This is a genomic window from Prosthecobacter sp. GW821-HT29F12, assembly GCF_058803405.1.
In genome coordinates this window covers 4,919,091-4,945,678 of record NZ_CM179517.1, presented here as the reverse complement: position 1 = coordinate 4,945,678, position 26,588 = coordinate 4,919,091, and the positions used below count along the sequence as shown (strand labels likewise).

Below are 26,588 nucleotides of genomic sequence, written 5' to 3'. Positions count from 1 at the left end.
GCATCAAAACTGGCTCCTCATTTTTGCGTTTTTTTGCGTTTTTTTGCGGCCATCCCACTCATGAACGCTTCCTTTGCCATCACAGACTTTCCCGACCGCCTCTCTCCGATGGTGGTCAAGGAGCTGCGGCAGGGGCTGCGCACTCGCCTGTTCGGCGGTGTGCTGCTCACGCTGCATGTCATGCTGGTGCTGCTCACGCTCATGAGCGCCGGGGCGGAAAATGCCACTGTGGTGAGCGGATGGTTCGATGGCATCGTCACACTCGTGCTTTGCATCATCATGCCTCTGCGCGGCTTCTCCGCCGTGGCGGATGAGATCAAGTCCGGTACGCTGGACATGCTGGCGCTCACCCGTCTCTCGGCCGGGCGCATCATCTTCGGCAAATGGGCCGCCATCGCCTCCCAGTCTCTGCTGCTCATGCTCAGCATCATGCCTTACGTGGTCGCACGTTTTGTGTTTGGCGGTTTGGATCTCTTTGGCGAGATCGCGGCGCTGTTTTACAAATGGCTGGCCGGCGTCGTGATTGCGGCGGTGATCGTGGCGCTCTCCACCCAGCGTCAGTTCTGGCTGCGGGCCGTCGTTGTTTTCCTGCCGCTGATGATCGGCGGCTGTGGCGCGTTTTCGTTCATGGTGATGAAACGCGTGGGAACCAGTACGACTTCGGGCTCGATGTTCACTTTCTTCACCAAGTCCGGCGGTGGCAGTACCTTGCTGCTGGTGGTGGGAATGGCAGCTTGGGCGATCTTCTTCTTTCTCAGTCTGGCGGCCACACGCATCGCGCCGACTGCTTCGCTCCTGAGCGTGGTCAAACGTTCCGTGCATTTGGTCATGATCCTGTCCTTGCTGCTTCTGGGCTGGCTGACCGGGTCGGCTGCTGACATAGGCATGATCGCTGCGGGCGTGCTCACCTTGCTCATGATCGACGCCCTCACCGAGCGCGTGAACGAAGTGCCCTCAGTCTATGCCGCCTTTTATCAGCGCGGGTGGCCGGGCCGTGTCGCCCTGTGGCTGCTGGCGCCGGGCTGGGTCACGGGTTTGGTCTACTCGGCGCTGTTGGTGGCGCTGGTGGCGGTGTTCGTTGGCTGGACCCGCAGTGTGGAGGAAGCAAAGCTGGTCGTCGTGAGTGCCGCGGGCACGTGGATGATTGCGGCTTTGGTGCAGTTGTTTTCCACTCGCAAATCGCGTGATCTGCTGCCGCCCTTCATCATCTTCTGGCTGATTGTAAACGTAATGATCGCGATCCTGGGCATTCCGCTGCTGGCGTCGTTGAGCATGAGGAGCGCCACGGCTTGGTTCACCTGCGCACTCCCGCAGTTTTTGGCATCGGGTTACAAGACCGCACAGGCGGGGGACAAGGCGGTCCTTCTCCAGCTAGGCATGCTCTCCGCCTCCATCTGGCCCGCACTGCTGCTGATTGCCGCAGTGTTCGCCTGGCGGCACGCACGCGCTGCGCGGCAGGAAGGCTGGCGCATGATCCACGGCAAAAAAGGAGGCACCGCAGTCTGACATGAACGCCACTCTGCCCATGCTGCGTGATTTCAGTGATCGCTTCAGCCCGATCGTCGTCAAGGAACTGCGCCAAGGTCTGCGCACGCGGTTCTTCACCTCGGCACTGATCTTGTTCCACACCTTCATCATCCTGCTTCTCATCACGGTGACGTTTGGTGCGCCAATCGAGGGCGTGAACGGCATCTTCTGGGGCATCGCAGGTTTCATGCTGCTGGCGGTCATGCCGCTGCGTGGATTTGCCGCCCTGCATACCGAAGCTTCGGATGGCACACTGGACATGCTGACGCTCACCTCCATCGCGTCATTCCGCATTCTCTATGGCAAATGGGTCGCGCTCTACAGCCAGACCCTGCTCGTCGCGGGCTCCATTCTTCCCTACATGGTCGCGCGCTACTTCTTTGGCGGCGTGGAAATTCTGCAGGAGGTCGTGGCGCTGGTGATCCTGTCACTCGGCTCCGGCGTTATCACGGCAGCTTTGCTGTCATTTTCTTCTCAGGGTCCCTTGTTGCTGCGCATCTTTCTGGCGCTCTGCGTAGGAGCGGGCGCGGTGCCGCTGGGTTTCTTCACCGCATTCCTCGTGTCGGCATCACAGTCAGACTCGATGGTGCGCGAATTCTTTGCGCTCGCTCTATGGGAGCAGTGCAGCCTCATCGGCGGCATTCTGGCTCTGGTAGTTTATGCCGTGTACTACTTTCTGGCGCTCGGCTCCTCACGCATCGCTCCGCCCTCAGAGAATCACAGCACGTTGAAACGCTTCATCGCACTGACTGTGCATGGCGCGTTGATGGTGACGGGCCTTCTGCTGTGTTTCCTCAACACCGATCCCGATGTGGCTTTTTGGGCCTTCATTCCCCTCATGGTCCTGACGCTCATCGTTTGCATGGATGTGCTGACGGAGGAGATGCCGCGCTACCCCACCGCCGTGGCAGTGCTGGCACGGCGCGGGCGTTTTGGCAGGCTGGCTGGCAGGCTCTTATACCCCGGCTGGGCTTCCGGCGTGATCTTCTCCGCAGTCATGTGCGTCATGGCGTTGAGCATCGTGGCTGGCATCACTTTGCGACACTCATCCTGGGATTGGGACGACGGCCCGGGCGTTTACATGGTCTGCCTGTTATCGGCTGTCTTCGTTCCGGTGATCCTGCGCATCAATCGAACAAACACTTTTGTAAACTGGTGGGTGGTGCAGCTTTGCTCAGTGATCTGCGGGATCTTGCTGACGATGTTTTGTTTCACCATGAATGCGCGTGATCTGGGCGTCATCGGCATTTTCACCCCCATCACCGCGTTGTTCGGTGTCGAGTGTGTGGACTACAGAAGCCGTGAGGGCATCATGTTGATTGGCTGTGTCTTCAGCTCAATGTGGCTCCTCGCCGCCATCGTGCGTGCAGCGTCACATTTCAATACCTACACCACGCTTGAATCCGAAGCGCTTGAGCAAGCCGCTCAGGAAACCCCTCGCACTCATGACGCTGCTTGAAGATGCCGGCGCATTGCGCACACTTCACGTCCGCGCACGTGGTTGGGCGCGCGTGCTGAAGCTGCCCTTCCGTCAGCAGCGCTGGCGTGGCCATGCGGGTGAGTTTCTCGGCAGCGGCACCGGCAGCAGCCTCGACTTCCAGGACCATCGCCTCTACCTCCCCGGTGACGATCCACGCCAGATCAACTGGCAGGCCTACGTCCGCACCGGCACTTACTCGATGAAGCTCTATCGCGAGGAGGTGCGCCCGCTTGTCGATGTGATCCTCGATGTCTCGGCCTCGATGTTCGCCTTTGCCGCCAAGGAGCAGCGCGCGCTGGAATTGTTTGCCTACACCATCGAGTCCGCGCTGCAGTCTGGCGCCACCCTGCGCTGCTACGCCGTCGCCGGATCACAGCACCAATTGCTGGAGCCCGAGGTCATCCTCAGCGGCCAGTGGCACGCACGTGTCAGCGCCTTGATCCCCACTCAGGAAACTCCCGTGCTCAACCGTCTCCCCCTGCGTGCCGGGGCCATGCGCGTCTTCATCAGCGATCTGCTTTTTGCCACCGAACCGGAGGCCATGCTCGCCTGCCTCAGCACACGCAGCGGTCGCGGCATCGTCTTCGCTCCGCAGGCGCAGGAGGAGGCCGATCCCGGCTGGGATGGGAACTACGAATTCATCGACCCCGAGACCGGCCTGCCGCATGAGCACCGGGTCGAAGCCGCGCTGCTGCAACGCTACGAATCCGCCTACCGCCGCCATTTTGAACTTTGGAAAGCCGCCGCCCAGAAACACGGCATCGCGCTGGCCCGTGTGTCTGCAGAGGCTGATTTTCAAAAGGCGCTGCAACTTGAAGGCCTTTCCAGTGGAGCTGTGGAAACCGCATGAATCTCACGCTCGCCAACACCTGGGGCCTTTGGGCGCTGCTCGGCATTCCGGCCGTCATCGCCATTCATTTCCTTCAGCGGCGCAACCGCCGCGTGCCCGCCACCACGCTCTTCCTGCTGCAGCAGATGAAGCGCGAGAGCCGCACCGGCAGCCGCTTTGAGCGCCTGCGCACCTCCATCCCGTTCTGGCTGCAATTGCTCATGGTGCTGCTGCTCACCTGGCTGCTGGTTCAGCCCCGCTGGCTCAAACACGATGCGGTGCAGCGCATCGTCATCGTGATGGACACCTCCGCAAGCATGCAGGCATTTCGCGTTCCCGCTGTCAAAGCAGTGGATGATGTTCTCGGCCTGCTCGAAGGGCCGCTCGCACGCGCAGAGCTCACCCTGCTGTCCTCGGATGCCGAAGCCCCCAGCCTTTATCATGGCACGCTGGCCGGTGAACTGCGGCAGGCGCTCGATCACTGGGAGCCGCTGCTCGGCGTGCATGATTTCACACCCGCCTTGCGCGTCGCGCGCGGACTCGTCGGGCAGCAGGGCGTCGTGGTGCTCGTCACCGATCACCCGCTGCCAGTGCCTCCGCTCTTTGGCGCACAGGTGGTTTCCGTCGGGCAGGAAACCGACAACGTCGGCTGGGCGGGCGTCACCGTGGAAGAAAAAGACGGCCAGTGGGTGTGGCATGCGCTCGTGAAAAATTACAGCCTCACCGCTCAGGAGCGTCAGTGGCGCGCGCAGGCCGGTGCTGCAGAATCTCCATTGAAGCCAGTCAAGCTCGGTCCCGGTGAAACCCAGACGCTCTCGGGTCCTTTCCCCGCGGGTGAGATCCAGCAGATCGCGCTTCACCTCAGCGACGACGCTCTCTCACTCGACAACGATCTCCCACTCGTGCGTCCCCAGCCCAAGGTGCTCTCACTCTGTCCGCTTGAAGGCAAAGTGCCGCTGCTCACCGAGCTGTTCGGCCGCTATGCACACCTGCGCACGGTCGCTGTGCCCGGTGAGTCAGATCTCGTCGCTGCCGTGATGACACCGAGCTTCGCGCTGCCGGAGCAGCGGCATGGCTGCTTTTTTCAAGCACCGGCAGATGAAACCGCGCCCTACCTCAAGGGCAGCATCGTCGCCGAGCCCCATGCGCTCGTGGAAGGATTGAACTGGCAGGGCCTGCTCGTGCGCGAATCGAAAGTCATGCCTCGGCAGTCGCAAGATCGCGTCCTCCTCTGGCAGGGCGAGCGACCGCTCATCGTCTTGCGCATGATGCCCGCCGGTGGCCGCCAATTGATCTGCCAGTTTGATTTGGAAACCTCCAATGCACGCAAACTCCCGGCCTTCGCCGTGCTGCTGCATCGCTTTCTCGAAGAATTGCGCACGGACAAACTCGCTCCCGAAGCCGCGAATTTCGATGTGCGTCAGCACCTCGTCGTCGCGCATCGTCAGGATGCCGAAGCTAGTCCATTGAAGCTGGGAGATCAGGAAATCCCCCTCGCTCAGGCACGGCTGCTGCGCGCGCCTGCAAAGCCCGGCCACTTCACCGTGCGTCAGGGTGAAACATTGCTCCTCACTGCGGCGGCGCATTTCGCCGACACCCGCGAAGCCGACCTCACCCAGGCAAAACCGTTCAACGAACTCGACAAGATCAAGGCCGTGCAGATCGAGACCCTGCACGAGGCCGATCCCAACTGGCGGCTGTGGCTTCTCATCCTGCTGCTTCTGCTGCTGGGCAGTTGGTGGTTCACGAATTCCAGACGCGAAGTTCAGGAGGTGGCACGGCCATGAAACACTCGTTCATAGGCCGCAAAAAAACGCAGAAGCCACAAAATGGGACCATGTACGGAAATCTCTCCTGTCCCTCTTTTTTGTGCCATTTTGAGTTTTTTGCGGCCATTCAAAATGAGGCCCCGACATTATGATGTTCCGCCACCCAGAATGGTTCGCGCTTCTGCCCGTGCTGCTGCTCGCAGGCTGGCTCCTGCCACGCCTCATGCTCATGCGGCCGGTGCGGCTGCTGCTCGTCGCTTTGATCACGCTGACGCTGGCACAGCCGCAGTGGCGGCGTCTCGCAGACGGCGTGGATCTCTGGGTCCTGCTGGACTCCTCCACCTCAGCCGAGCAGCCGATGGCCAAGGGCATGCAGGAATGGGAGAAGCTGCTCGAAAAAAGCCGGGGCCGCGAAGACCGCATCTTTTACCTCAACTATGCGGCAGAGGTCATGAAGCGCGGTGCTGAAGGCGCGGAGATGTACGCACGCAATCAAACACAAACCCGCACCGCTCAGGCCGTGACTCAGGCGCTCGCTTTTGCCCAACGTGAAGGCCGTGGCAGGCCGGCGCGCATCCTGGCCATCACCGACGGTTATTCCACCGAGCCCCTCACAGGCCTTGCCTCCAAACTCACGCAGCAGGGCGTGGAACTGGACTATCGCCTCGCCCGCGAAATCGAGACCACCGACTTCCGCGTCTCCGCCATGAAGCTCCCTGCACGCGCGCAGCTCGGCGAGCCCTTTCTGATCGAAGTCGAACTGCGCGGCACGACCGATGGCAAGGTCCCCCTCACACTGCTGCGCAACGGGCGTGAACTCAAAACGAGCGAAGTGGCTGTGAAGCTCGGCAGCGGCATGATCCGCTTCACCGACCGCCTCCCCGCTGCCGGTGTGGCGCATTACGAGGCCATCATCCAGCCCGGCAAGGACGCGCACTCGGGCAACAATCGCCACGAGGCCATGATCGAGATCGCTGGCGGTCCTCGCGTTCTGCTGCTCACCAAATACACCAATGATCCCGTCGCAGCCACTCTGCAGCGGCAGGGCTTCACCGTCGAGACCGTCACGGAGCTGCGCTCCCTGCGTCCGGATCAGTTGGCAGGAGTGAAGTGCGTCATCTTCAACAATGTCCCCGCATTCGAGCTGCCCTCCGAGTTTCTCCCGGCCATGGATTTTTACGTGCGCGAGCAGGGTGGCAGCATCCTCATGGCCGGTGGCAAACAGAGCTTTGCGGCAGGCGGTTACTTTGAATCTCCACTCGATCCACTGCTTCCGGTGTCCCTCGAAATGAAGCAGGAACACCGCAAGCTCATGGTGGCCATGGCCATCGTGATGGACCGCAGCGGCTCCATGGGCATGACCGTGCAGAACGGCTTCACCAAAATGCAGCTCGCCGACGAGGGTGCAGCGAATGCCATCCGCTTCCTCGGGCCGCAGGATCTGCTCGCGGTCTATGCCGTGGACAGCGAGGCCCATGAAATGGTGCCGCTTCAACAGGTGGGTCCCAACCGCGAAAAAATGGAGAGCGCTGTGCGCCGCATCGAAAGCACCGGCGGTGGCATCTATGTTTACAACGGCCTCAAGGCCGCATGGGATCAGCTCAAATCCGCGCCCGTCGGCCAGCGCCACATTATTCTCTTCTCAGACGCCGCCGACTCCGAACAGCCGGACGATTACCAGATCTTGATCGATGACATCATCAAGAACGGCGGCACCGTCAGTGTCATCGCGCTCGGCACTCGCAAGGACGTGGACGCATGGCTGCTCGATGACATCGCCAAGCTTGGCAAAGGCCGCATCTTTTACACCGACAAAGCGGAGGAACTGCCCAGCATCTTCAGCCAGGAAACCGTCGCCGTGGCACGCAGCGCCTTCATCACGGAACCTGTCGGCACCAAGGCGGCAGGCGGCTGGTTTGAGATTAGCAGCCAGGCCTTTGAGTGGCCCAAGGAGGTGGATGGTTTCAATCTCAGCTACCTGCGTGAATGGGCCAGCCAGGCACTCATCACACAGGATGAATACGCCGCACCGCTCGTCGCCTTCGGACCTCGCGGCACCGGTCGCACGGCCGCCATCAGTTTCCCCCTCGGCGGCGAGCATTCCCAGCGTGTGCGCGACTGGCCCAGATACGGCGACTTTCTGCAGACACAGGTGCGCTGGCTCATGGGTGAGACCGTGCCGCCCGGCATCGGCGTGCGGCACCGCATTGACGGCAACACCCTCACGCTGGATCTCCTCTACGACGAAGAATGGGAGCCCAAACTGCGCACCAAAGCGCCTCGAGTCGTGCTCGCGCATGGCCTGCGCGCCGAAGGCTCGCATGAGCTCGCCTGGGAGCGTGTCGCACCGGGGCATTTCCAGACCAGCACCGAACTCCCGGAAGGTGAAATGGTGCGCGGCGCCGTGCAGGTCGGCGGTCAGGCCATCAGCTTCGGTCCCGCCATTGTCGGCACCAGCACCGAGTGGGCCTTCGATGAGTCACGCGTGGAGGAACTGCGCCGCGTGTCCCAGACCAGCGGGGGCCGCGAACTGCTCGAAATGAGCCAAGCCTGGCGCAGCCCCGTCACACCTCGTTTTACAGATCTGGGCTTGTACCTGCTCATCGCCACCCTGCTCCTCCTGCTCTTCGAAGCCTTTGTGACACGCACCGGCTGGAAGCTGCCGCAGTGGGCCCATGCCGAAGCCCGGCAGCGGCCCAAAGTCGTCAAACCCACCCGGGAGACCGTGCAGCATCAGCAGCGCCTGCAGCAAACGCCGCAGCCTGAAGCGCCCCAAACCTCTTCAGTGGCGTCGGAAACAAAACCCGAACCCATCACTGATGCCGAGCGCCAGAGCCGTTTTCAGCGCGCGAAGAAACGCTGATGCAAAACCCACCCTGACGCACTTCGGGGAACGCTCGGATGAAGGCTTGCGTGTCCTTGGGGCTGGAATTAGATTTAACCATGGTTCCCATCCTGAGTCAGCCAGGCTTTCAGCAGCGTGCCATGCCGTTGTCCATCAAGGCTTGGCATCAAATGATCGCAACTGGTCTCGCTCCGGCGCGGGCTGAACTCATTCGCGGAGTGATTGTCGAAAAAATGAGCAAGTCCATCATCCACACCAAGCTCGCGGCGAGAATCTTTGCTCTTCTGCAAAAACTGGCAGGCGCTCAGGTGTGGGTCCGCAAAGAAGATCCGCTCACCTTGACGGATTCAGAACCCGAGCCGGACGCATCGGTGGTCGCGGGTAGGGAAGAAGACTTCCAGAGTCATCCAACGACAGCCCTCCTCGTCGTGGAAGTCTCTGTTTCCAGCCTCAATGAAGACCGTGAAATGGCCGACCTCTATGCAGAAAACGGCGTGGTCGAATATTGGATTGTAAATGGTCAAGAACGCTGCATCGAATGCTATCGCGATCCCTCTGCTGGCCGCTATCAAACCCTTCTCCGCATCACCGAAGGCTCACTCCTTCAGAGCACCGCCCTGCCAGCAGTGAGCGTGGACATCGCCGAATTGTTTGCGGGTATCGGTGCCTGATCCCGCCCGCGCTCTAGCAGGCATCCCAGCATGGCTCTTTCGAGAGAAAGCCTCCCCATGTCTCCGCCGAAGAACGCCAGAGCCGTTTTCAGCGCGCGAAGAAACGCTGAGGTGGCGGGGAAGGGGCGGATGGAAAGCTTGAGTGACTTTGATCCAGATTCTTTTCCAACCGCTCATGGTACTAAACTGCCCTTCTTTGTCTTTGGAGACAAAGAGTCCGTTGTGGCAGCGTAAATGGAAGTCACTCCAATCCACCGAAGATCATGCCCACCTCTCGCCGCTCCTTCCTGAAAAACTCCACGCTCGCCTCTGCCGCAGTCGCCTTTCCAGCCTTCGTGCGTGGGCAGAATCTCAACAGCAAGCTCCAGGTCGCCTGCGTCGGCGTCAATGGCATGGGCTACAGCGATCTGCACAACGTGGGCTCTCATGCCTCCGTAAAATTCGTCGGCTTCTGCGATGTGGATGCCAATCGCTTCGACAAAGCAGACGCCGAGTTCCCTGGCGTGAAACATTTCTCCGACTACCGCGAGATGTTCAACACCTTGGGCGACGGCTTCGATGCCGTCACCGTGGGCATTCCCGATCACATGCATGCCCCGGTGGCCGTGGCTGCCATGCAGAAGGGCAAGCACATCTACTGCCAGAAGCCCCTCGCGCACACCGTCTGGGAGGCACGGCAGATGAAGCTTTGGGCTGAGAAGAAGAATCTCACCACCCAGATGGGCAATCAGATCCACTCCTCCATCGAGTACCGCATGGGCACACGCCTCATCAAGGAAGGCGCGATCGGCAAAATCAAAGAAGTTTACTCCTGGGTCGGCGTGACGGGCAACGAGCGCACCCGCATGTTCCAGCCGCCGCCCCCCGCTCAGGCCCCGGCCAATTTGAACTGGGACCTCTGGATCGGCGCGGCTCCGATGCGTGACTACGCCCCCGCCTACCATCCCTTCATCTGGCGCGACTGGCAGGACTTCGGCGGTGGCGGCCTCGGCGACTTCGGCTGCCACATCATGGACCCCGTCTTCACCGCACTTGATCTCACCGCCCCTATCAGCGTCCACGCCAAGAACAGCGGCATCAACAACCAGATCTGGCCCACGCATGAGACGATCAACTACGTCTTCCCCGGCACACAATACACCGCCGGCAAAACAATGAAGCTCACCTGGATGGACGGCGGTCTGAAACCCAGCCACAAGCTCGCGCAGATGCCTGGGGACGTGGATCTCCCCGGCAGCGGCTCCATCTTCATCGGCGAAGGCGGCACCATGGTGCTCGCCCACGTGGCCGGCCCGCGCCTCTACCCGCTCGACAAGTTCACCGGCTTCAAATACCCCAAGGAAGAAGGCCGCAGCCACTGGCACACCTGGGTGGACGCCTGCCTCGCCAGCAAAAAGACCAGCGATGGTTTCCACTACGCCGGCCCGCTCGCGGAAACCGTTCAGCTCGGCAACGTGGCCACACGCCTCGCCATTCCGAAGATCGACCCCATCACGGGCCGCATGGAGGAGGCAAACAAGGTCCTCGAGTGGGACGCCGCCAATCTGAAATTCACCAACGCCCCCGAGGCTGACAAGCTGCTCACGAAAACCTACCGCAAGGGTTTCGAAGTAGCCGCTGCGTAAGCATCCGGATGCTCTGATCTCAACAGACGCGCGCTGAACTTAAAATTCAGCGCGCGTTTTTTTTGATGGCAATTGAGTGACTGGCGTAGTTATTGCGTCAGACATCGATATGAATTCGGAACACACCAACGAATCATCGTCTTCCCTCAGCGGAAGCCTCCTGCTCGCCTCACCGGCCATGCGCGACTCCAACTTTGCCCGCTCCGTGGTCTTCATGGCGGCGCACAATGCGAAGGACGGCGCCTTTGGCTACATCCTGAACCGGCCGCTGGAGCAATGCGTCGCCGATCTCCTGCCAGACCAGGATCTCGGCCCGCTCGGTGAGGTTCCCGTCTTCATGGGCGGCCCGGTTTCCACCGACAAGCTCGCCTTTGCCGCGCTGCACTGGAACAAGCGCCGCCGCACCCTGCGCTGCCAGACACACCTGTCAGTGACTGACGCCCTCCATGCGCTCAGCCTCGGCCATGACGTGCGCGGCTTCGTCGGCTACTCCGGCTGGAGCGGCGGCCAGCTCGAAAGTGAACTTGAAGTCCGTTCCTGGATCACCACCACCGCACGTCCGCTCGTGCTCACCGTCGAAAAACCGACGCAGATGTGGTCCGCTATTCTCAAGGACATGGGCCCGGTTTACCAAGTCATGGCCGGCATGCCTGAGGATGTGAGTCTGAATTGACTTACTTCGAAAACTCCTTGTCGATCGCATCCAGATACTTCGAGATCGGATCGGTGCGGACGGGGAGTTCTTTCTTGATGGTGGCGGGCAGATTCAGGAAGTCGTCAAACTTGCCTGACAAACGACCGCTTTCACTGGCTTCAAACCAGTCAAGGTAGTCGCGCACAGCGATGGACTTCTGATACGCGACGAGCGCAAATTCATGCAGCGCGGCCAGGCGCTTGTCCATGTCCTTGGTTCTCCCGGCTTCAATGTCATGCACTGCCACCAGATAGCCTCGGATCACAGGACGGAACAGGATGCTGACACGCAGCTCCAGGGCACGCAGTGAGGCGGTGTTGTAGGCCAGTATCTTGGCGCGGTCCGGGTGCTTGAGGATGTGCTGGTACTCTTCCAGCGGCAAACTCACCGGCACCAGCGTGGTCGAGGCGTCAGCGTTGGCTGCAGTGGCTGCGGCCGCCGCTTTGACCAGTTCAGGCGGCACGGGTTTCGCGTTAGGATTGCTGGTCTGCGGTTTGTCCGCAGGATTGGCGGATGATTTGGAGGCCGGTTTGGAATTGGGATTGGTCGTGCGCGGCTTGCTGCTTTTCTTGACGGGTGGTCTGTCCTCCTCCGTTTTCGGGGCAGGCGGCGGTTCTTCTTTGGGGGCTTCTTCGGCCTTGGGCTTGCGCTTGCGGAAATCAAACAGCGGCTCCGCAGTCGGACGCGCGGCAGCAGGTGCCAGCATCTGCCACGCATCCGCCATTAGGGGCGAGATCAGTCGTGCGACATCGAAAGTGTCAGGCGGTGTGAGAAATGCCTCCTTCTCCTTGGCAGGCGTTTCTTCTTTCTTCTCCTCAGTTTTCTTGCCGCCACGAAACCAGTTCAAGGGATTGAGCTTGGTGGGCTTCTTCTCCTCCACCTTCGGCTCTTCCTTGGTTTCCGGTTCTTTTTTGACAGGAGTCTTCGGTTTTTCGATGGTGGCCGCTTTTTCTTTTTCAGCCGTCTTTTTCTCTGCGGGCGCGGTTACAGCCGGTTTGTCCTCAGGCTTCTTTTCGCCACCGCCAGCACCGAAGAGACGCCCCATGAAGCCAGGCTTCTTCTCCTCTTCTGCCTTCGGCTCTTTTTCGACAACTACAGGAGCTTCAGCCGGCTTGGCAGCGACCTTGGCTGTGCTCTCTTTGACGCTTGGCTCATCTTGGGTCTTCTTTTCACCACCGCCCGCACCGAAGAGACGGCCCATGAAGCCAGGCTTCTTTTCCTCTTCAGTGGTCGGCTCCTTCTCGTCAGCAGTCTTGGCTGGTTTGTCACCTGCCTTGGCTTCGCTTTCTTTTTCTTTGGCATCTCCCAGGAAAAGCATGCGCCGGAGGAAGCTGCGTTTCGTCTTGGGATCTTCTTCCTCAGCCGGCTCTTCCTTGGCTTCGGCGGTGGCTTCTTTGGTCTTGGGCTTGGCCGGCGCCGCAGCCGTGTGGGGCTCCGGATGGGATTCGCTGGCTGGGATGACTGCCAACGGTGCCGGGATCACAAACGGGTGCAGCTTCACATTCTTCGGGACGGCGGAGGGAAGCGCTTCGTAGTGGATGGTGATCGCTTCCTCGATGGCCTTGAGACTCTCGGCCGCAGTGAGGGGTTCGCCGACACCGGGATTGGCCAGCGAGGCAAGCTGGAGCGACCACCACTTGTTCAGGCTTGAGGCCGAGGCGGCAAAATTTGGAAAGGCGGCACTGAGCAGCTCACGTTCGGAGCGCGGGTCGCTCGCCAGGGAATTGAGAAACTTGTTCAGGTTCTGCGGTCCGCTGGGCTGATCCACGAGCGCCAGCACCAGGGCACAGCAGGAGGTCTCGTAAATCGTGCGGGACAGGTTGTCCATCTCCACCGGAGAGGCTTCGATGATCTCCTCGATGCCATAGATCTTGCCGCTGCGGAACAGCGTCGCAAACATCGCGCTGGGCGTTGGGCTGGCACGGAAGTCCAGCGCGTGCAGCACGCCGGTCATGATCCAGTCAGGCAGCAGCAGCCGTTCTTTCGGCGTCTCGATCTTCTGATGGTTGCGCAGGATGCGCTCGGCCAACAGCGCACGCACCAGCTCCTTGCGCAGATCCTCCGCTTTGAGACCAGGTCCTTCATTGATCGTCACCTGCAGGTGAAAACCGCCAAAGCTAAGCTCGGAAATGGTGGTGCTGATGGGCGGTCCTTTCGATTTCGCCGCCTCCTCACCCGTGTTCAGCAGCACGACAATCGGCAGCACCCACGGCTCCTTGTCATTGAGCACCTTGCGCACTTCCTGGGAAACTTCCTCACAGCGCGTGGACATCGCGCTCCGAGTCTCAAACACTTTCCCATGCACGATGAACTGCCGGCTCGTGCTGGTGGAACTGGTGACGGGGAGCTTGTCCGCAGGAGTCCCCACCCGCGGCACTTCTTTGACCGCAGGCTTTTGGGTGACGGCTTCCAGCACCTGCATTTTGCTGGCGGAATTATCAGATGCAGCCGGAGCTGCGGGTGCCTCCGCCGCAGGCTTGGCAGGACCTCCATTCTGCAACTGGCCTGGCTGAGGCGGGGCCGGGGACACAGCAGTTTTCGGTGCCTCAATGGCAGCCGCTGCTTCCTTTTGCTCCTTCGTGAGCGCTGGGACTGGCGGCGCAGCGGTCTGCCCCACCGCAAGCAGTGTGGCGCAGGCATACGAGAGCACGCTCGCAAGGGCGGTTGGAAAACGGCGGTTCATGCGGGAGGGAAACGGGGATCGAGCACGAGCTTGTCCTTGGCGATGGTGATCTGGGTCATTTGAAACAAGGCTCGAATTTCCGGGTCCAGCACCTCAGCCAGCGCCTCCAGGGACGGGTAGAGCGGCCGCATCATGCCACGTGGCATTTGCAGATGGCCGTAAGCACCGCGCAGCACATCGACGCGAAAGTTTTTATCGTCACGACTGATGGCAAGATCCACGCTCGCCGTGTGGGTGTAGCCCTTCAGCTTCCAGATGACGAACAGGCGGGCCCTGTCAGGCTCCAGATCCACTCGCGCACCTTCAAAACTGACCCAGCTGCCAAGCATGCTCGGGATTTTCCCGGACAGCGTCGTGGCCAGGTGCCGGTTGATTTCAGCCTCGCTGATCTCCACCACCGCAGCGCGTTTGATCGTCGTCTGCCGCAGGCTGTCCAGCAGGTCATCCGCCTTGGCATTGCTTGGCGCGGCGACCTTGGGCAGATCGGCCGGTCGGTAAGCAACCCAGGCGGCTCCCGCCAGCAGGCTGATCCCGAGCAGCCGCAAAGTCTGAAACAGGTGGCGAATCACGGCGGCAGGAGTGGGGGGGTAAATGCGGGCTCAGGTCTAGGCGCCCTAGGTCTTGGCAGGTGCCGGCGGTGTGGCAGCCGGAGCCGGTGTCGAACTCGTGGAGGCTGAGGCGCTTTCAGAATCCTTCTTCGCCGCCGCTTTGTACGAATCACTGCGGTAGTCCGTGATGTAAAAGCCGTTGCCTTTGAAGATGAAACCCGAGCCCAGTCCAATCAGGCGCTTCACCGGACCTGGGCAGCCCTCTTTCGGGCAGTCCGTGAGATGCGGATCCTTCATCGACTGTTTGGCCTCAAACTTGTGGCCGCACGTCTGGCATTCGTAATCGTAAGTGGGCATGGTGTGTGGGTAGGTGCGTGCGCGGGGGGTAATTAAATGCGCAGCAGGGGGTTAAGTATGCCGCTTTGCACCCTCTGCTGCAAAAGGATTTTCCCCCTCCGTGGGCTCCCGGGCGCAATTCAATGCTCGACACCCGCGTGCTGCTGAATGTATTATCCGGCCATGGCTACGCTGTTCCAGGAAACCGTCTTCATGACGAATCTTTACGCCACACCCGCTGACTGGCAGCGTGATTTGTTTTATTCCGTGGTGCGCGCGGGCCATTTGAAGGCGGGTTTCGAGCACCGCATCGAGCGTGAAACCTACCCCGGTCATGAGCTGATCCTCTGCCTCAGAGGCTGCGGCTGGGTCCAGATCGCAGGCAAACGGCATGCCGTCGGACCCGGTGCCTTGCTATGGGTGAACTGCCATCACCCGCACATCTACGGTGCCGCAAAAAAAGATCCTTGGGAGCTCTACTGGATGCGCATCGAAGGCAGATCCCTGGACCGCATCGCCGAGCTGCTGCAAGTGCGCTCGCAGCCCGTGCTCGAAGGCATCAATGAGCAGGCGGTGAAGCAGGAGTTTGAGCGCGCCTTCCAGTACATGAGCGGCACCCGCCCCAGCGATGCCGCACTCGCCAGCGCTGCCGTTGCTTCCATCATCGGCCTCGCATTCCACGTGCGCCTCTCGGAGCCCGGCCTCGTGCAGCCCGAGCTTCCCTCCGCCGTCTCCAAGGCGCTGGAGCGCATGCGCCTCTACTTCCATCTGCCCATGCGCGTGATCGAGCTCGCCCAGCTCAGCGGCATGAGCGAAAGCCACTTCAGCCGCCAGTTCAAATCGGCCATCGGCACCAGCCCCATCGACTGGCTCCGGCGCGAGCGCATCAATCAGGCCAAGCGCCGCCTCATTGAATCCGACGACCCCGTCAAAGAAATCGCCCGTCAGGTCGGCTACCACGATCAGTTCTTCTTCTCCAAGGACTTCAAGAAGATGACCAAGCTCACCCCCACGCAGTTCCGTGAGCAGGAAAAGCAGCCCTAGCAGTTCTCTGCGGCATTAGCCCACCAGAGTCCTCCGCTTCATCCGCTCTTCCACCCACGCATGCGTGCGGCGGAAGATAAAATCCAGCAGCAGCGCCAGCAGCGCCCCTGCAAACGCCCCGCCGATCCCGCCATACACGGCGATCATCCAGCTCTCGTCCACGTGCTCCAGCACCGTCCGGCCCACCCACGCAGTGACCGCTCCGGCTGGAATGCCGGCCAAAATGCCGCACTGAAGCAGCAGCGCCCGCACCGCCGTGGCAGGCCGCTTCGTGAGAAAGCCCAGCGCCACCGAGCTGGAAACCACCCCCAGCATCGCCAGCCCCGCGGCAAGCGCGCAGGCAAACAAACCAATGCCGATGCCCGCGCCGACAAGGACGACCATGACAATCAGCATGATGAGGCCGGGAATTCCCATGTCAGCATCATCAAACCCAAATCTCGAATTTCAAATGCTCATTTCATCGCCACTGTTGCACACATGACCACCCCCCCCGCACCCCAGGGACTCCTCGGCATGAAGCCGGAGGAGATCGCTGCCGTGTTCGCAGAGCTGGGCCAGCCCGCCTTCCGTGCCAAACAGCTTGTCGAGTGGGTCTTCGCCAAACGCGCCGCCACCTTCGAGGAGATGACCAATCTCCCCAAAGCCACCCGCGAAGCCCTCGCCACCCGCTTCGTCACGCGCACGATGACCATCGCCAAAGTCGCCGGCTCCAACGACACCACGCGCAAATTCCTCCTCAAACTCCACGACGGCCGCTACGTCGAAACCGTGCTCATCCCGGCCAATCCCGCCCTCTACGGCGGCAGCTCAGACCGCCGCACCCTCTGCGTCTCCAGCCAGGTCGGCTGTGCCTACGACTGCAAATTCTGCGCCAGCGGCCTCGCCGGCTTCGCGCGCAATCTAACCGCAGCGGAAATCGTCGAGCAGATCGTGCAGGTGGAAGCCTACGCCGGAGAGCGCGTGGACAACCTCGTCTTCATGGGCATGGGAGAGCCCCTCGCCAATTACTCGAACGTCACCAAGGCCATCGAGATCTTGAACGCCGAATGGGGCATCGGCATCGGCGCACGCCACATGACCGTCAGCACCAGCGGCCTCGCCCCGCAGATCAAAAAGCTCGCCGATTTCCCTCTGCAGATCCGCCTCGCCATCTCGCTGCATGGCGCCACCGATGAAGTGCGTGAGAAAATCATGCCGGTGAACCGCAAGCACAACCTCGGCGAGCTCTTTGAAGCACTCGACTACTGGAATCAGAAGCGAAAGCAGTTCCTCACCTTCGAGTTCATCCTCATCGCCGACGTGAACGACAGCCTCCAGCAGGCCCACGCCCTCGCCAAACGCGCCCGCAGTGCCAACGCCAAGGTCAATCTGATCCCCTACAACACCGTCGATGGCCTGGACTGGGTGCGCCCCAGCGAAGCCAGCCAGGATGCCTTCCTCGCCGTGCTCACCAATGCCGGCGTCACCGCCACCCTCCGCCGTGAAAAAGGCCACGACATCGCCGCCGCCTGCGGTCAGCTCCGCCTGAAACAGGAGACAGAACTCGGCATCATCGAATCCCCCATCCCCGCCAAACGCATCACAATCGGCGGCGGCGCGGATTGATCCTCTCGCATGTTACCATCCCAGCGGTGAAAGCACACAGGGCATCGCGAATGCGCCAGCAAAGTGGTCCGCACAGTCCTCTGTGCGGCGTCTGGGTAATCGTTCACGCTGAAAAACATACAGAGGGCCTTGCCGCCCGCTATTTACGCCAGCCTCCGGCTACCAAACTCCAGAGGCTGTAAAATGTCTGATGAAATGCGCTACCTCACTCTCGCCGGTTTCCTCACCACCTTGGCAGGCGCGCGTTTCACCGGTCGCTTAAGTTTCGGCGCACTTGTCGGTTTGGCCGCAGCAGGCTTCGCGCCAGCCTTGGCTTCCTTCAGCTCGCGCAGTTCCTTCTCGACCTCGGCCAAACGGCGCGAAGTGGCCTCCAGCTTCCGCACGACCAGGCGCGCGACAAATTCATACAGCGCCGCATGGAAATCCGGGTCTTCCTCGCGCGGATGGATGTCCTGCAGGAATTTCTGGTCCACCGCGAGGCACACCGCCTTTGTGGAGGCGATGACGGACGCGAGACGCTTGTCATGGTTCACGAGCGCCAGCTCGCCGAAAACTTCCCCAATACGGGTGATGGCAGCCACTTTCTTGGTGCCGACCCGCACCTCCAGCTCACCACTGAGCAGGACGTAGATGCGGGAGTCGATGCTGCCCTCCTTGATGATGTGATCGCCCGGCTCGCATTGCAGCAGGCTGCTGGAATTCAACACATCATCAAGCTGGTCATCGCTAAAACTGGCGAGGGCAGGCACCGCGCGCAAAGGCGACGGGCTGTTTTTCTCGTCATGGATGTAAGCAAACTCTTTCATGGAATTCGCCCGGATTCTGTCAGGAGGAAGGCGGGGGGGAAAGATAAATTTTGGTCATTTTCCGCCACTCTTCAGCGCCGCATCATACGCGGGCCAGAAACTGGCGGGTGGCATCAGGTCCTTCCCGCCGTCATCAAATCGCGTCCCGATCTCCTGCAGCGGCAGTGATTTCGCCACATCAATGCCCGCCGTGATGTTTGCCGGAGTAAACACAAGGCGCGTGAGCTTCATGCCCTTCAACGGTGTCAGATCCGTCACCGGTGTCTCGGCGATGTGCAGTCGCTGCAGCGCCGTGCCGGTCAGTGGGGAGAGGTCCTTCACCTTCGTACGGTGCAGCGTCACGCTCACCAGCGGCACCGTTTTCAGCGCGCTGATGTCCGCCACCGGGCAGTCCGTCAGCCACAGCATCTGGATAGGACATTTGGCTATGCCCGAGATGTCCCCAATCGGGCAGCCCACCGCGTTCAGCTCCACCAGAGGCATGTTTTCCAGCGCCGCCAGATTTTCCACCGGCGTGCGGCTCAGATACAGTTTTTCCAGCGGCATGCCACGGATAGGCGAAAGGTCCCGCACCTTCGTGTCTTCAAGATACAGCTCCACCAGCTTCTTGCCCTGCATCGGCCGCAGGTCGGTGATCGGTGTCTCGCTCAGGTCCAGCGCCAGCGGTTCGATGTGTTCGAGAAACTTCACGTTCTCAATCTTTGCCCCGCGCAGGCTCAGCGCGACCACGTTCCCGCCTTCGATGTTGAACTGCCCGTTCCCCGCATACCCCGGATTGTGAAACTTGATCTCCGTGTGCATCATCTCCTGCGTCCAATACACCTTCTTCGGCGCATCCTTGGCCGGCGCTGCAGGCGTCACCGCAGGCTTTTCCGCCACCGGCTTCGCCGCAGACGCAGGTTTCTTGGGCTCATCACCACACTGGGTCAGAAGAAGAGGAAGGACGAAGAGCAGGCTGGGCTTCATGCCATGGGCATGCCGGAATTCCGCGTGTGATGCAAGCTTGAAGTGAAACAAGCGCCGCAAACCCTCGTTTACCGCGCCTCACTATGCGACCGCTCCTTGTTCTCGCCACCCTGCTGCTCACCGCATCCGTCTTCGCAGCCAAACCCAACGTGCTCCTCATCGTCGCAGACGATCTCGGCTACAATGACGTCGGTTTCCAAGGCTCCAAGGAGATCCCCACCCCAAATCTCGACAAGCTGGCCGCACAAAGTCTCGTCTGCACCAACGGCTACGTGTCGCATCCGTTTTGCAGTCCCACCCGGGCGGGCATCATGACGGGCCGCTACCAGCAGCGCTTCGGGCATGAAAACAATCCCGCCTGGCTGCCGCAGGACACCGTGGCGGGCCTGCCGCTGACGGAAACAACCTATCCGCAGCTCATGCAAAAAGCAGGCTACACCACGGGTGCGGTGGGAAAGTGGCACCTCGGAGCTCATCCGCAGTTTCACCCAAACAAGCGCGGCTTTGACGAATACTTCGGCGCTCTCGGCGGCGGGCACATGTACTTCCCGGGCACCGGCGGCGGCGCGGAATACAACATCCCGCTGAACCGCAACGGCAAGGATGAAGCCCAGACCAAGTACCTCACCGAGCAGTTCGGCGAAGAAGCCTCTTTCTTTGTCGAACGTCACGCCACTGAAGCCAACCCATGGATGCTCTACCTGGCCTTCAATGCTCCCCACACACCGCTGCAGGCACCCCAGAAGTGGCTCGACAAGTTTTCCCAGATTGCCGACAAAAATCGCCAGACCTACGCCGCCATGGTGTGCGCCATGGACGAAGCCATTGGCGGCGTGCTGGACAAGCTCGACGCCACCAAGCAGCGCGAGAACACGCTGATCTACTTCGTCAGTGACAACGGCGGCCCCAATCTGCAGGCAAAGAGCGGCTCCAACTTCACCGACAACTCCCCGCTCCGCGGCGCAAAGGGCATGGTTTACGAAGGCGGCATGCGCGTGCCCTTTCTCGTGAGCTGGCCCGCCAAAATCAAACCCGGCAAATACGACCTGCCAGTCATCGCCCTCGATTTCCTGCCCACCTCTCTCGCCGCCGCAGACTCGGCTGAGTTGACGCCAAAGAATCTGGATGGCGTCAATCTGCTGCCCTACCTCAGCGGTGAAAAAACCAGCGCCCCTCATGACACCCTCTACTGGCGCACCGGCGGTCCCGGCGGCAACAACGCCATGCGTCGCGGCAGTATGAAACTCGTGCGCCTCGGCAAAGCGGAGCCTGAGCTCTACGATCTCGCCACCGACATTGGCGAATCCAAGAACCTCGCTGCTGAAAAGCCCGAGGTGGTGAAGGAACTCGTCTCCGCCATTGCCGAATGGGAGAAAGGCACCATCGCCCCCATCTTCGAAAGCCCGAAGGCAGGCAAACCTGCGGCGAAGAAGAAAAAGAAATAGGCAGCCACGTGGCGTTTCTGGCAGGATGAATTTCTTCATGCTGCGCTCACTCACTTTTCTTCTTCTCTGCTCCTTCGCGCACGCGGATGAGTTCGACTCATTGCGTGCCGTGGTCAGCAAAGCCGTGGCCAAAGGCAATCCGCCAGGGGCCGTGCTCTGGTTCGAAAGCGGGGACAAAAAGATGACAATGATCGAAGGCCAGCGCGCTCTCGTCCCCGCGAAGGAGCCCATGACCGAAGACACCGTGTTTGACGCCGCATCACTGACCAAGGTGGTGGCCACGCTGCCCAGCGCGCTGATCCTCATGGAACAGGGAAAGATCGAACTGGAGGCCGAAGTGCGGCGCTACCTCCCAGAATTTCGCGGCGGCATTACCGTGCGCCATCTCCTCACCCACACCTCCGGCCTGAAAGCCGGCATTCCCAAGGAGCCGGAATGGACCGGTTACACCGCAGGCATCGCACTTGCTGTCGCATCAGAACCCGAAGGCCCGCCAGACCGCTTTTTCCGCTACTCCGACATCAACTTCATCCTGCTCGGCGAGATCGTTCGGCGCGTCAGCGGCATGGGCTTGAACGAGTTCGCCGCCAAGCACGTGTTCGCGCCTTTGCACATGGATTCCACGCGCTTCCTGCCTCCGGAGGATTGGCGGCCACGCATCGCACCCACGGAAAAAGATGAGACCGGCGTCATGCTTCGCGGCGTGGTGCATGACCCCACCTCGCGCAAGATGGGCGGCGTCACCGGCCACGCAGGCCTCTTCTCCACCGCCGGCGATCTGGCAAAGTACGCGCGCATGATTCTCGCGGGCGGTGCTGGCATATTGAAACCGGAGACGGTCAAACTCATGACGGCACCGCAGACCATCGCCACAGTCTTCGAACGCCGTGGCCTCGGCTGGGACATCGACTCCACCTTCAGCAGGCCCCGTGGCAAAGTGTTTCCCATCGGCTCGTTCGGGCACACAGGCTTCACCGGTACAAGCCTCTGGATCGAGCCCGCATCGAAGACCTTCGTCATCTTCATGAGCTCTCGCCTTCACCCCAATGGCAAAGGCAGCGTGCGTGATTTGTACGAAGAGATCGGCACCGCAGCAGCACAATGCGTGAAGCTCATTCCCGCCAACGGCCCGCCATGGCCACGCGATGAAAAGGAAGTGCCCACGGTGCTCAATGGCATCGACGTACTCTTCCGGCGCAAGTTTGCCGACCTGCATGGCCTCCGCATCGGCCTCATCACCAATCAAACCGGCATTGATGCCCAGCGCCACAGCACCATCGATCTTCTGGCCAATGCCCCCGGCGTGAAATTGAAAAAACTCTTCAGCCCCGAGCACGGCATTCGCGGTGAACTCGATCAGGAAAAAATCAGCAACTCCACCGACAAGAAGACCGGCCTGCCCGTGCTGAGCTTGTTTGGCGAGCAGCGCGCCCCCACGCAGGAACAACTCGCAGACGTGGACGCCCTCGTGTTCGACATCCAAGACATCGGCTGCCGCTTTTACACCTACATCGGCACCATGCGTCTTTGCATGGAAGCTGCTGCCAAGGCGAAGAAGCCTTTCTACGTGCTTGATCGCGTCAATCCCATCGGCGGCATCCAAGTCGAAGGTCCCGCCGTCATCGATGCCGAAAAACCCACTGCCACGCACGCCATCCCGCTGCGCCATGGCATGACTGCTGGCGAACTCGCCGCCATGATGAACACCGAGCGCAGCATCGGCTGCGACTTGAAAGTGATCCCCGTCGAAGGCTGGCAGCGCCACATGCGCTTCGATCAAACCGGCCTGCCCTGGATCAATCCCTCGCCCAACATGCGCTCATTGAACGCCGCGCTGCTCTATCCAGGCATCGGCCTACTGGAATTCAGCATCACCGTCGGGCGCGGCACCGACACCCCCTTCGAAGTCCTCGGCGCTCCCTATGTCGATGACCTGCGGCTGTCCTATGAGCTGAACAAGCTCGGCCTTGCAGGCCTGCAGTTCACTCCCATACGCTTCACGCCCACAGCCAGCATCTTCAAAGGCGAAGCCTGTGGCGGCGTGCGCATGTCCATCACAGATCGCGCCGCCTTGAACTCCGTCGAAGTCGGCATCGCCATCGCCAGCACATTGCAACGGCTGTATCCCAAAGAGTTCAAGCTGTCACTGGTGGACACCCTCCTCAATCGTACCGCCAGCGTGAAGGCGCTGCGTGGTAGCAATGCATGGAAAAAAGTCGTGGCAGACTGGTCCGCGGAGACGCAGGCGTTTGAGTCGAGACGAAAGACCTTTTTGAAGTATTGATGGGTGAGCCATGAAGACACGAATCATGTACATCGAAAACAAGAGTGGCGGGCTCATTGGATCAGCCCGGATCGGACGAGTACGCTTGTCCAAGACGGGCCGAACGTTGTTCTACGGCGAGCTTGAACTGAAGAATCTCGATGGAGCCGGTTACAAGAGCAATCATGTCGATCCGGCCACAGGCCATCGCTACTGGATTTCAGGTCCGCGCAAAGACGGGGCTGACCGGCTGTATGGCGAAAGGGTGCCCGTGGAAATCGATGAAGATGTGAGAGCGGAGTATTGGACCAGGATACGAAACCTCCCGGAGCGAGCGAACGATTGCGTGCAATAGTTCGAGATGTGACCCCAAATCTCGGGCTTGCACTCCCATGCAGTATCTGTGCTAGCATGAACGCAATGAAATCTCGCCTCCTCACTCTGCTTTGCACCCTCCTGCTTGCCGCCTGCGGCAAGACTTCGGATCAACATGCGGAATCCAAAGGCACCATCGCGGTCTCGTTGCTCTCACTGCAAAATCCCTTCTTCAAAGTGATCGGCGACAGCATCATCGCCGAGGCGAAGAAGAACGGCTACGACACGCTCGTGGTCAGCGCAGATGGTGACGTGGCGCGCCAGAGCAACCAGATCAAAGACTTCATCGTCAAGGATGTCGCCGCCATCGTGCTGAGCCCGACGGATTCAAAAGCGATTGTAACCGTGATCCAGGAAGCCAACGCCGCCGCCATTCCCGTCTTCACCGTGGATGTGCCCTGCAACGAGCCCGGCGTGAAGATCGCCACCCAGGTGGCCACCGACAACTTCGGCGGCGGCAAGATGGCGGCAGAGGCCATGATCGAGGCGCTGCAAGGGCAGGGGGGGAAGATCGGCGTGCTCGACATGAAGCAGGTCGAGTCCTGCATCCTGCGCGTCAAAGGCTTCAAGGAAGTGCTGGCCGCTCACAACGCCACGGCGGCGAGAAAAATCGAGATCGTAAGCGAGCTCGACTGCCACGGCGCCAATGACAAAGGCTACAAGGCCACCGAAGACATGCTGCAGGCGCAGCCAGATCTCGTTGGCATCTTTGCCATCAATGACCCTGGCGCACTCGGCGCACGCGGGGCCATTGAGAAGGCGGGTCGCACGGACAAGGTCGTCATCATCGGTTTCGACGGCCAGCCCGAAGGCAAGCAGGCGATCAAGGAAGGCAAGATCTACGCTGACCCCATTCAGTTCCCTGACAAGATGGGCGCGGAAGTCGTGCGTGCCTTCATGCGCTACTCCAAAGGCGAGGAACTCCCACCCCAGATGCTCATTCCCACAAGTCTTTATCGCAAAGCCGATGGCGTGGCGGATGCTTCGCTGAAATGATCCCATGCTCACTCTCATGAACCCGCTCACCGCCCTCGCCCTGCTGGCGCTTGCCACCTCCATCGTCTCTGCCGCGGATCCAAAACCCGAATCCGAATTCACCACTACCGACCCCAAGAAAGTCAAAATCCTCGAAGACTCGTCACGCGAAAAAGATCCCGAGATTGATCACTTCAAGCATCTCTGCCCCGGTCTTGGCGGCTATCAGGTCATCCACGAAGGCGGCGATCTGCGCAGCTGGATCAACCTGATCTATGACGGCAGCAAGACCGACCTCATGAACGACACCCTCAGCGCCTGCCCCGGCCAGTTCCCGGCCAAGGCGAACAACGTCGTGCAATGGCGCGGCTTCCGCAAAGGCGGCTCCTTTGTCCCTTACGCCATCATTTACCGCATGATGTCCAGCGCCGATGACGAAAAGCAGACGCGCCTGGAAACGCTCGTCATCATCAAGCTCGACAAGGACAAATCCACCGTCGTCGGCCATGTGCCCGCGAAGGAAGGAAACGAAAAAGCCGAGCTGCTCGCGGACAAGCTCTGCAAGCCATGAGCAAACACCCATGAAGGCAGGCTCATCCATTCATTGGTCCCGACGCGCACTGCTGCTGGCAGCTCTCGCCGCCGCTTGCTGCTGCTGGCCGGCGAAAGCTGCCGACGAGCTGCCGCACGTTCGCATCCTCTTTCTCGGCAACAGCTACACCGCCTTCAATCTCCTTCCCGGCATGGTGGGCGAGCTCATGCTCTCCTCCCAGATGCTGGCGCCGCACATCGGCAGCAATCTGCAGGGCAACTACACCCTTGAGCGCCACACCACCAATGCGGAGGGCATGGACTTGCTGAAAAAAGGCGCTGACGACGGCAAGCCCTGGGATGTCGTCGTCGTGCAGGAGCACAGCGTCGTCTCCGCTGCCGCCGCCGTGGATGCAGATGCCAGAATGCTCATGGAAAACGGCCTCGCCAAGCTCGTCAAATCCGCCCATGAATTGAACCCCAAAGTGCTGGTCGTCGTCTTTCAGGTGTGGGCCCGGCACGAAAAGCTCTGGAAGGAAAAATCCGCCGATGCTCTCGCCACCGGCAACAATCCTGAGCAGGCCCTGGCCCGCATCCACGTCGCCAATGCGAACGCCGTGAAGGCAGCCCAGGAAAAAATTCCCGGCGCACAGATCATTGTCAGCCCCGTGGGTGATTTCTGGTGGCGCGTGCATGATCTCTATCCCGCGCTGTCGCTTTATGCCGAGGACGGCACGCATCCCGATCTGCTCGGCACCCTGCTCAGCGCCTACGTCATTCTCGGCAGCATCGGCGGGCGCGAGGTTCTCGAACAATCCTCATGGCTGCCGCCGGACTGCCCCGCAGTTCAGGCCGCACGCGTGAAGAAGATGGTGCTGGATCACCCCGAAGTCTTCAAGGCGGCTGGCAAATAGCCCCTCGCAGCAGTGGCCGGCTCATTTAGGCCGCCAGGACGTGACGTCATCACTCGTGCGTGGGACCTGATCCTTGCCGCTGCTATAAACAGCCACCTTGGTGACCAGATGCGCCGCCTGACCCGTCGAAATCTTGGGGTCGGTATTGGTGACATCGGGATTCTTCACCTGATTGTCACCGTTCGTATCCAGCAGGATATGATAAGGCTGGCCATACATGTCAGCGAGCTTGAAGGGCCGTGCGGCTCCTACCAGACCGTGGCGGCCATTGTTCGCAGGGGGAAATGACGCAAACGGCGTGCGCTTCGGATTCAGATCCACCGCGCCGCCCGATGCAGGAGGGATGCCCATGAGAGTATCCACCAGCGAATTGTTGCCATCGGTCAGCAGTTCGGGTGTGTCCTCACCATTCGCTCCGGTGACACTGGAGTCGATGGGCCAGCGGTTGTAGTCGGTCTGGTAGTTGTAGATGCCATTCTTGAGATCCATCAGCACCGTTCGAATTTTCAGGCGATTGCCTTGGTCGATGGCATGGCTGATTCCCGCAGCTGTCATGCTCGCGAGGATCGCGATGATGGTGATCGTAATGAGCAGTTCGATCAGGGTGAACGCTCTCGTAGCAGGCTGCCGGTGCGTTTTCATATTCAGAGTTTA

At 60.7% G+C, this 26,588-nt stretch carries 22 protein-coding genes and 1 pseudogene; 16 read left to right on the top strand and 7 right to left on the bottom strand.

What is annotated here, in order from left to right:
- Positions 1–60: 60 nt before the first annotated feature.
- From AC3RLQ_RS20375 to AC3RLQ_RS20340, 8 genes and pseudogenes are all read left to right on the top strand, one after another.
- Positions 61–1,506, top strand: a complete 1,446-nt coding sequence (locus AC3RLQ_RS20375; RefSeq protein ID WP_493030478.1) for a hypothetical protein — start codon at positions 61–63, stop codon at positions 1,504–1,506.
- A gap of 1 nt (position 1,507) precedes the next feature.
- Complete coding sequence (locus AC3RLQ_RS20370) at positions 1,508–2,986, top strand: hypothetical protein (protein WP_493030477.1); 1,479 nt, start codon at positions 1,508–1,510, stop codon at positions 2,984–2,986.
- 157 nt (positions 2,987–3,143) lie between these two features.
- Positions 3,144–3,857 (top strand): annotated as a pseudogene (locus tag AC3RLQ_RS20365) (DUF58 domain-containing protein); the annotation flags it as partial.
- Positions 3,854–5,623 (top strand): BatA domain-containing protein, encoded by a 1,770-nt coding sequence (locus AC3RLQ_RS20360; protein ID WP_493030475.1) that lies wholly within the window; start codon positions 3,854–3,856, stop codon positions 5,621–5,623. The pseudogene AC3RLQ_RS20365 and the gene AC3RLQ_RS20360, both read left to right, overlap by 4 nt.
- A gap of 130 nt (positions 5,624–5,753) precedes the next feature.
- Positions 5,754–8,468, top strand: a complete 2,715-nt coding sequence (locus tag AC3RLQ_RS20355; protein ID WP_493030474.1) for a VWA domain-containing protein — start codon at positions 5,754–5,756, stop codon at positions 8,466–8,468.
- A gap of 38 nt (positions 8,469–8,506) precedes the next feature.
- Entirely contained in the window at positions 8,507–9,121 is a 615-nt protein-coding gene (locus tag AC3RLQ_RS20350; protein WP_493030473.1) for a Uma2 family endonuclease, read from the top strand.
- A gap of 263 nt (positions 9,122–9,384) precedes the next feature.
- Complete coding sequence (locus AC3RLQ_RS20345) at positions 9,385–10,746, top strand: Gfo/Idh/MocA family protein (RefSeq protein WP_493030472.1); 1,362 nt, start codon at positions 9,385–9,387, stop codon at positions 10,744–10,746.
- A gap of 109 nt (positions 10,747–10,855) precedes the next feature.
- Positions 10,856–11,419, top strand: a complete 564-nt coding sequence (locus tag AC3RLQ_RS20340) for a YqgE/AlgH family protein (RefSeq protein ID WP_461527618.1) — start codon at positions 10,856–10,858, stop codon at positions 11,417–11,419.
- Between the two features lies 1 nt (position 11,420).
- Here AC3RLQ_RS20340 and AC3RLQ_RS20335 read toward each other — a convergent pair whose 3' ends face one another.
- Genes AC3RLQ_RS20335 through AC3RLQ_RS20325 form a run of 3 tightly spaced genes read right to left on the bottom strand, consistent with a single transcriptional unit; the run spans position 11,421 to position 15,028 of the window.
- Entirely contained in the window at positions 11,421–14,123 is a 2,703-nt protein-coding gene (locus AC3RLQ_RS20335; RefSeq protein WP_493030471.1) for a hypothetical protein, read from the bottom strand.
- On the bottom strand, positions 14,120–14,692 hold the full coding sequence (locus AC3RLQ_RS20330) for a hypothetical protein (protein ID WP_493030470.1): 573 nt from the start codon (positions 14,690–14,692) through the stop codon (positions 14,120–14,122). The genes AC3RLQ_RS20335 and AC3RLQ_RS20330 overlap by 4 nt, the downstream gene beginning before the upstream one ends.
- A 45-nt stretch (positions 14,693–14,737) precedes the next feature.
- A complete protein-coding gene (locus AC3RLQ_RS20325) occupies positions 14,738–15,028 on the bottom strand; it encodes an FmdB family zinc ribbon protein (protein ID WP_422318841.1) in 291 nt (96 codons plus the stop codon).
- A 162-nt stretch (positions 15,029–15,190) separates the two neighbouring features.
- Between AC3RLQ_RS20325 and AC3RLQ_RS20320 the strand changes: the two genes are divergently transcribed.
- Complete coding sequence (locus AC3RLQ_RS20320; protein WP_422318839.1) at positions 15,191–16,051, top strand: helix-turn-helix transcriptional regulator; 861 nt, start codon at positions 15,191–15,193, stop codon at positions 16,049–16,051.
- A 15-nt stretch (positions 16,052–16,066) separates the two neighbouring features.
- On the opposite strand, the gene AC3RLQ_RS20315 is transcribed toward AC3RLQ_RS20320, so the two are convergent.
- On the bottom strand, positions 16,067–16,468 hold the full coding sequence (locus AC3RLQ_RS20315) for a hypothetical protein (RefSeq protein ID WP_493030469.1): 402 nt from the start codon (positions 16,466–16,468) through the stop codon (positions 16,067–16,069).
- A gap of 63 nt (positions 16,469–16,531) precedes the next feature.
- On the opposite strand from AC3RLQ_RS20315, the gene rlmN reads away from it, so the two are divergent.
- Complete coding sequence (rlmN, locus tag AC3RLQ_RS20310; protein ID WP_493030468.1) at positions 16,532–17,659, top strand: dual-specificity RNA methyltransferase RlmN; 1,128 nt, start codon at positions 16,532–16,534, stop codon at positions 17,657–17,659.
- Between the two features lie 200 nt (positions 17,660–17,859).
- Here the strand turns inward: rlmN and AC3RLQ_RS20305 are convergent, their stop codons facing one another.
- Both AC3RLQ_RS20305 and AC3RLQ_RS20300 read right to left on the bottom strand, forming a co-directional pair.
- Positions 17,860–18,465, bottom strand: a complete 606-nt coding sequence (locus AC3RLQ_RS20305; RefSeq protein ID WP_493030467.1) for a cyclic nucleotide-binding domain-containing protein — start codon at positions 18,463–18,465, stop codon at positions 17,860–17,862.
- A gap of 54 nt (positions 18,466–18,519) precedes the next feature.
- Positions 18,520–19,431: a leucine-rich repeat domain-containing protein gene (locus AC3RLQ_RS20300; protein WP_493030466.1), complete on the bottom strand. Its 912-nt coding sequence runs from the start codon at positions 19,429–19,431 to the stop codon at positions 18,520–18,522.
- A gap of 83 nt (positions 19,432–19,514) precedes the next feature.
- On the opposite strand from AC3RLQ_RS20300, the gene AC3RLQ_RS20295 reads away from it, so the two are divergent.
- The 6 genes from AC3RLQ_RS20295 to AC3RLQ_RS20270 all read left to right on the top strand — a co-directional run bounded on the left by AC3RLQ_RS20295 (position 19,515) and on the right by AC3RLQ_RS20270 (position 25,934).
- Entirely contained in the window at positions 19,515–20,876 is a 1,362-nt protein-coding gene (locus AC3RLQ_RS20295) for a sulfatase (RefSeq protein WP_493030465.1), read from the top strand.
- Between the two features lie 37 nt (positions 20,877–20,913).
- A complete protein-coding gene (locus AC3RLQ_RS20290) occupies positions 20,914–23,160 on the top strand; it encodes an exo-beta-N-acetylmuramidase NamZ domain-containing protein (RefSeq protein WP_493030464.1) in 2,247 nt (748 codons plus the stop codon).
- Between the two features lie 10 nt (positions 23,161–23,170).
- A complete protein-coding gene (locus AC3RLQ_RS20285) occupies positions 23,171–23,494 on the top strand; it encodes a 1-deoxy-D-xylulose-5-phosphate synthase (RefSeq protein WP_493030463.1) in 324 nt (107 codons plus the stop codon).
- 65 nt (positions 23,495–23,559) lie between these two features.
- Positions 23,560–24,510, top strand: a complete 951-nt coding sequence (locus AC3RLQ_RS20280) for a substrate-binding domain-containing protein (protein ID WP_493030462.1) — start codon at positions 23,560–23,562, stop codon at positions 24,508–24,510.
- A 16-nt stretch (positions 24,511–24,526) separates the two neighbouring features.
- Entirely contained in the window at positions 24,527–25,060 is a 534-nt protein-coding gene (locus tag AC3RLQ_RS20275) for a hypothetical protein (protein WP_493030461.1), read from the top strand.
- A 10-nt stretch (positions 25,061–25,070) separates the two neighbouring features.
- Positions 25,071–25,934: a hypothetical protein gene (locus AC3RLQ_RS20270; RefSeq protein ID WP_493030460.1), complete on the top strand. Its 864-nt coding sequence runs from the start codon at positions 25,071–25,073 to the stop codon at positions 25,932–25,934.
- Between the two features lie 21 nt (positions 25,935–25,955).
- Here the strand turns inward: AC3RLQ_RS20270 and AC3RLQ_RS20265 are convergent, their stop codons facing one another.
- The gene (locus AC3RLQ_RS20265) at positions 25,956–26,576 is read right to left on the bottom strand and encodes a prepilin-type N-terminal cleavage/methylation domain-containing protein (protein ID WP_493030459.1); all 621 of its coding nucleotides are present in this window, start codon (positions 26,574–26,576) and stop codon (positions 25,956–25,958) included.
- Positions 26,577–26,588: the final 12 nt, after the last annotated feature.

What these genes read in the sequence shown, in the direction of transcription:
- AC3RLQ_RS20325 (WP_422318841.1), bottom strand. Translation starts at nt 15,028, where the DNA reads ATGCCCACTTACGATTACGAATGCCAGACGTGCGGCCACAAGTTTGAG.
- AC3RLQ_RS20265 (WP_493030459.1), bottom strand. Translation starts at nt 26,576, where the DNA reads ATGAAAACGCACCGGCAGCCTGCTACGAGAGCGTTCACCCTGATCGAA.
- AC3RLQ_RS20335 (WP_493030471.1), bottom strand. Translation starts at nt 14,123, where the DNA reads ATGAACCGCCGTTTTCCAACCGCCCTTGCGAGCGTGCTCTCGTATGCC.
- AC3RLQ_RS20300 (WP_493030466.1), bottom strand. Translation starts at nt 19,431, where the DNA reads ATGAAGCCCAGCCTGCTCTTCGTCCTTCCTCTTCTTCTGACCCAGTGT.
- AC3RLQ_RS20370 (WP_493030477.1), top strand. Translation starts at nt 1,508, where the DNA reads ATGAACGCCACTCTGCCCATGCTGCGTGATTTCAGTGATCGCTTCAGC.
- AC3RLQ_RS20360 (WP_493030475.1), top strand. Translation starts at nt 3,854, where the DNA reads ATGAATCTCACGCTCGCCAACACCTGGGGCCTTTGGGCGCTGCTCGGC.
- AC3RLQ_RS20340 (WP_461527618.1), top strand. Translation starts at nt 10,856, where the DNA reads ATGAATTCGGAACACACCAACGAATCATCGTCTTCCCTCAGCGGAAGC.
- AC3RLQ_RS20345 (WP_493030472.1), top strand. Translation starts at nt 9,385, where the DNA reads ATGCCCACCTCTCGCCGCTCCTTCCTGAAAAACTCCACGCTCGCCTCT.
- AC3RLQ_RS20305 (WP_493030467.1), bottom strand. Translation starts at nt 18,465, where the DNA reads ATGAAAGAGTTTGCTTACATCCATGACGAGAAAAACAGCCCGTCGCCT.
- AC3RLQ_RS20275 (WP_493030461.1), top strand. Translation starts at nt 24,527, where the DNA reads ATGAACCCGCTCACCGCCCTCGCCCTGCTGGCGCTTGCCACCTCCATC.
- AC3RLQ_RS20355 (WP_493030474.1), top strand. Translation starts at nt 5,754, where the DNA reads ATGATGTTCCGCCACCCAGAATGGTTCGCGCTTCTGCCCGTGCTGCTG.
- AC3RLQ_RS20315 (WP_493030469.1), bottom strand. Translation starts at nt 16,468, where the DNA reads ATGGGAATTCCCGGCCTCATCATGCTGATTGTCATGGTCGTCCTTGTC.
- AC3RLQ_RS20290 (WP_493030464.1), top strand. Translation starts at nt 20,914, where the DNA reads ATGCTGCGCTCACTCACTTTTCTTCTTCTCTGCTCCTTCGCGCACGCG.
- AC3RLQ_RS20285 (WP_493030463.1), top strand. Translation starts at nt 23,171, where the DNA reads ATGAAGACACGAATCATGTACATCGAAAACAAGAGTGGCGGGCTCATT.
- AC3RLQ_RS20320 (WP_422318839.1), top strand. Translation starts at nt 15,191, where the DNA reads ATGGCTACGCTGTTCCAGGAAACCGTCTTCATGACGAATCTTTACGCC.
- AC3RLQ_RS20375 (WP_493030478.1), top strand. Translation starts at nt 61, where the DNA reads ATGAACGCTTCCTTTGCCATCACAGACTTTCCCGACCGCCTCTCTCCG.
- rlmN (WP_493030468.1), top strand. Translation starts at nt 16,532, where the DNA reads ATGACCACCCCCCCCGCACCCCAGGGACTCCTCGGCATGAAGCCGGAG.
- AC3RLQ_RS20280 (WP_493030462.1), top strand. Translation starts at nt 23,560, where the DNA reads ATGAAATCTCGCCTCCTCACTCTGCTTTGCACCCTCCTGCTTGCCGCC.
- AC3RLQ_RS20270 (WP_493030460.1), top strand. Translation starts at nt 25,071, where the DNA reads ATGAAGGCAGGCTCATCCATTCATTGGTCCCGACGCGCACTGCTGCTG.
- AC3RLQ_RS20295 (WP_493030465.1), top strand. Translation starts at nt 19,515, where the DNA reads ATGCGACCGCTCCTTGTTCTCGCCACCCTGCTGCTCACCGCATCCGTC.
- AC3RLQ_RS20350 (WP_493030473.1), top strand. Translation starts at nt 8,507, where the DNA reads ATGAAGGCTTGCGTGTCCTTGGGGCTGGAATTAGATTTAACCATGGTT.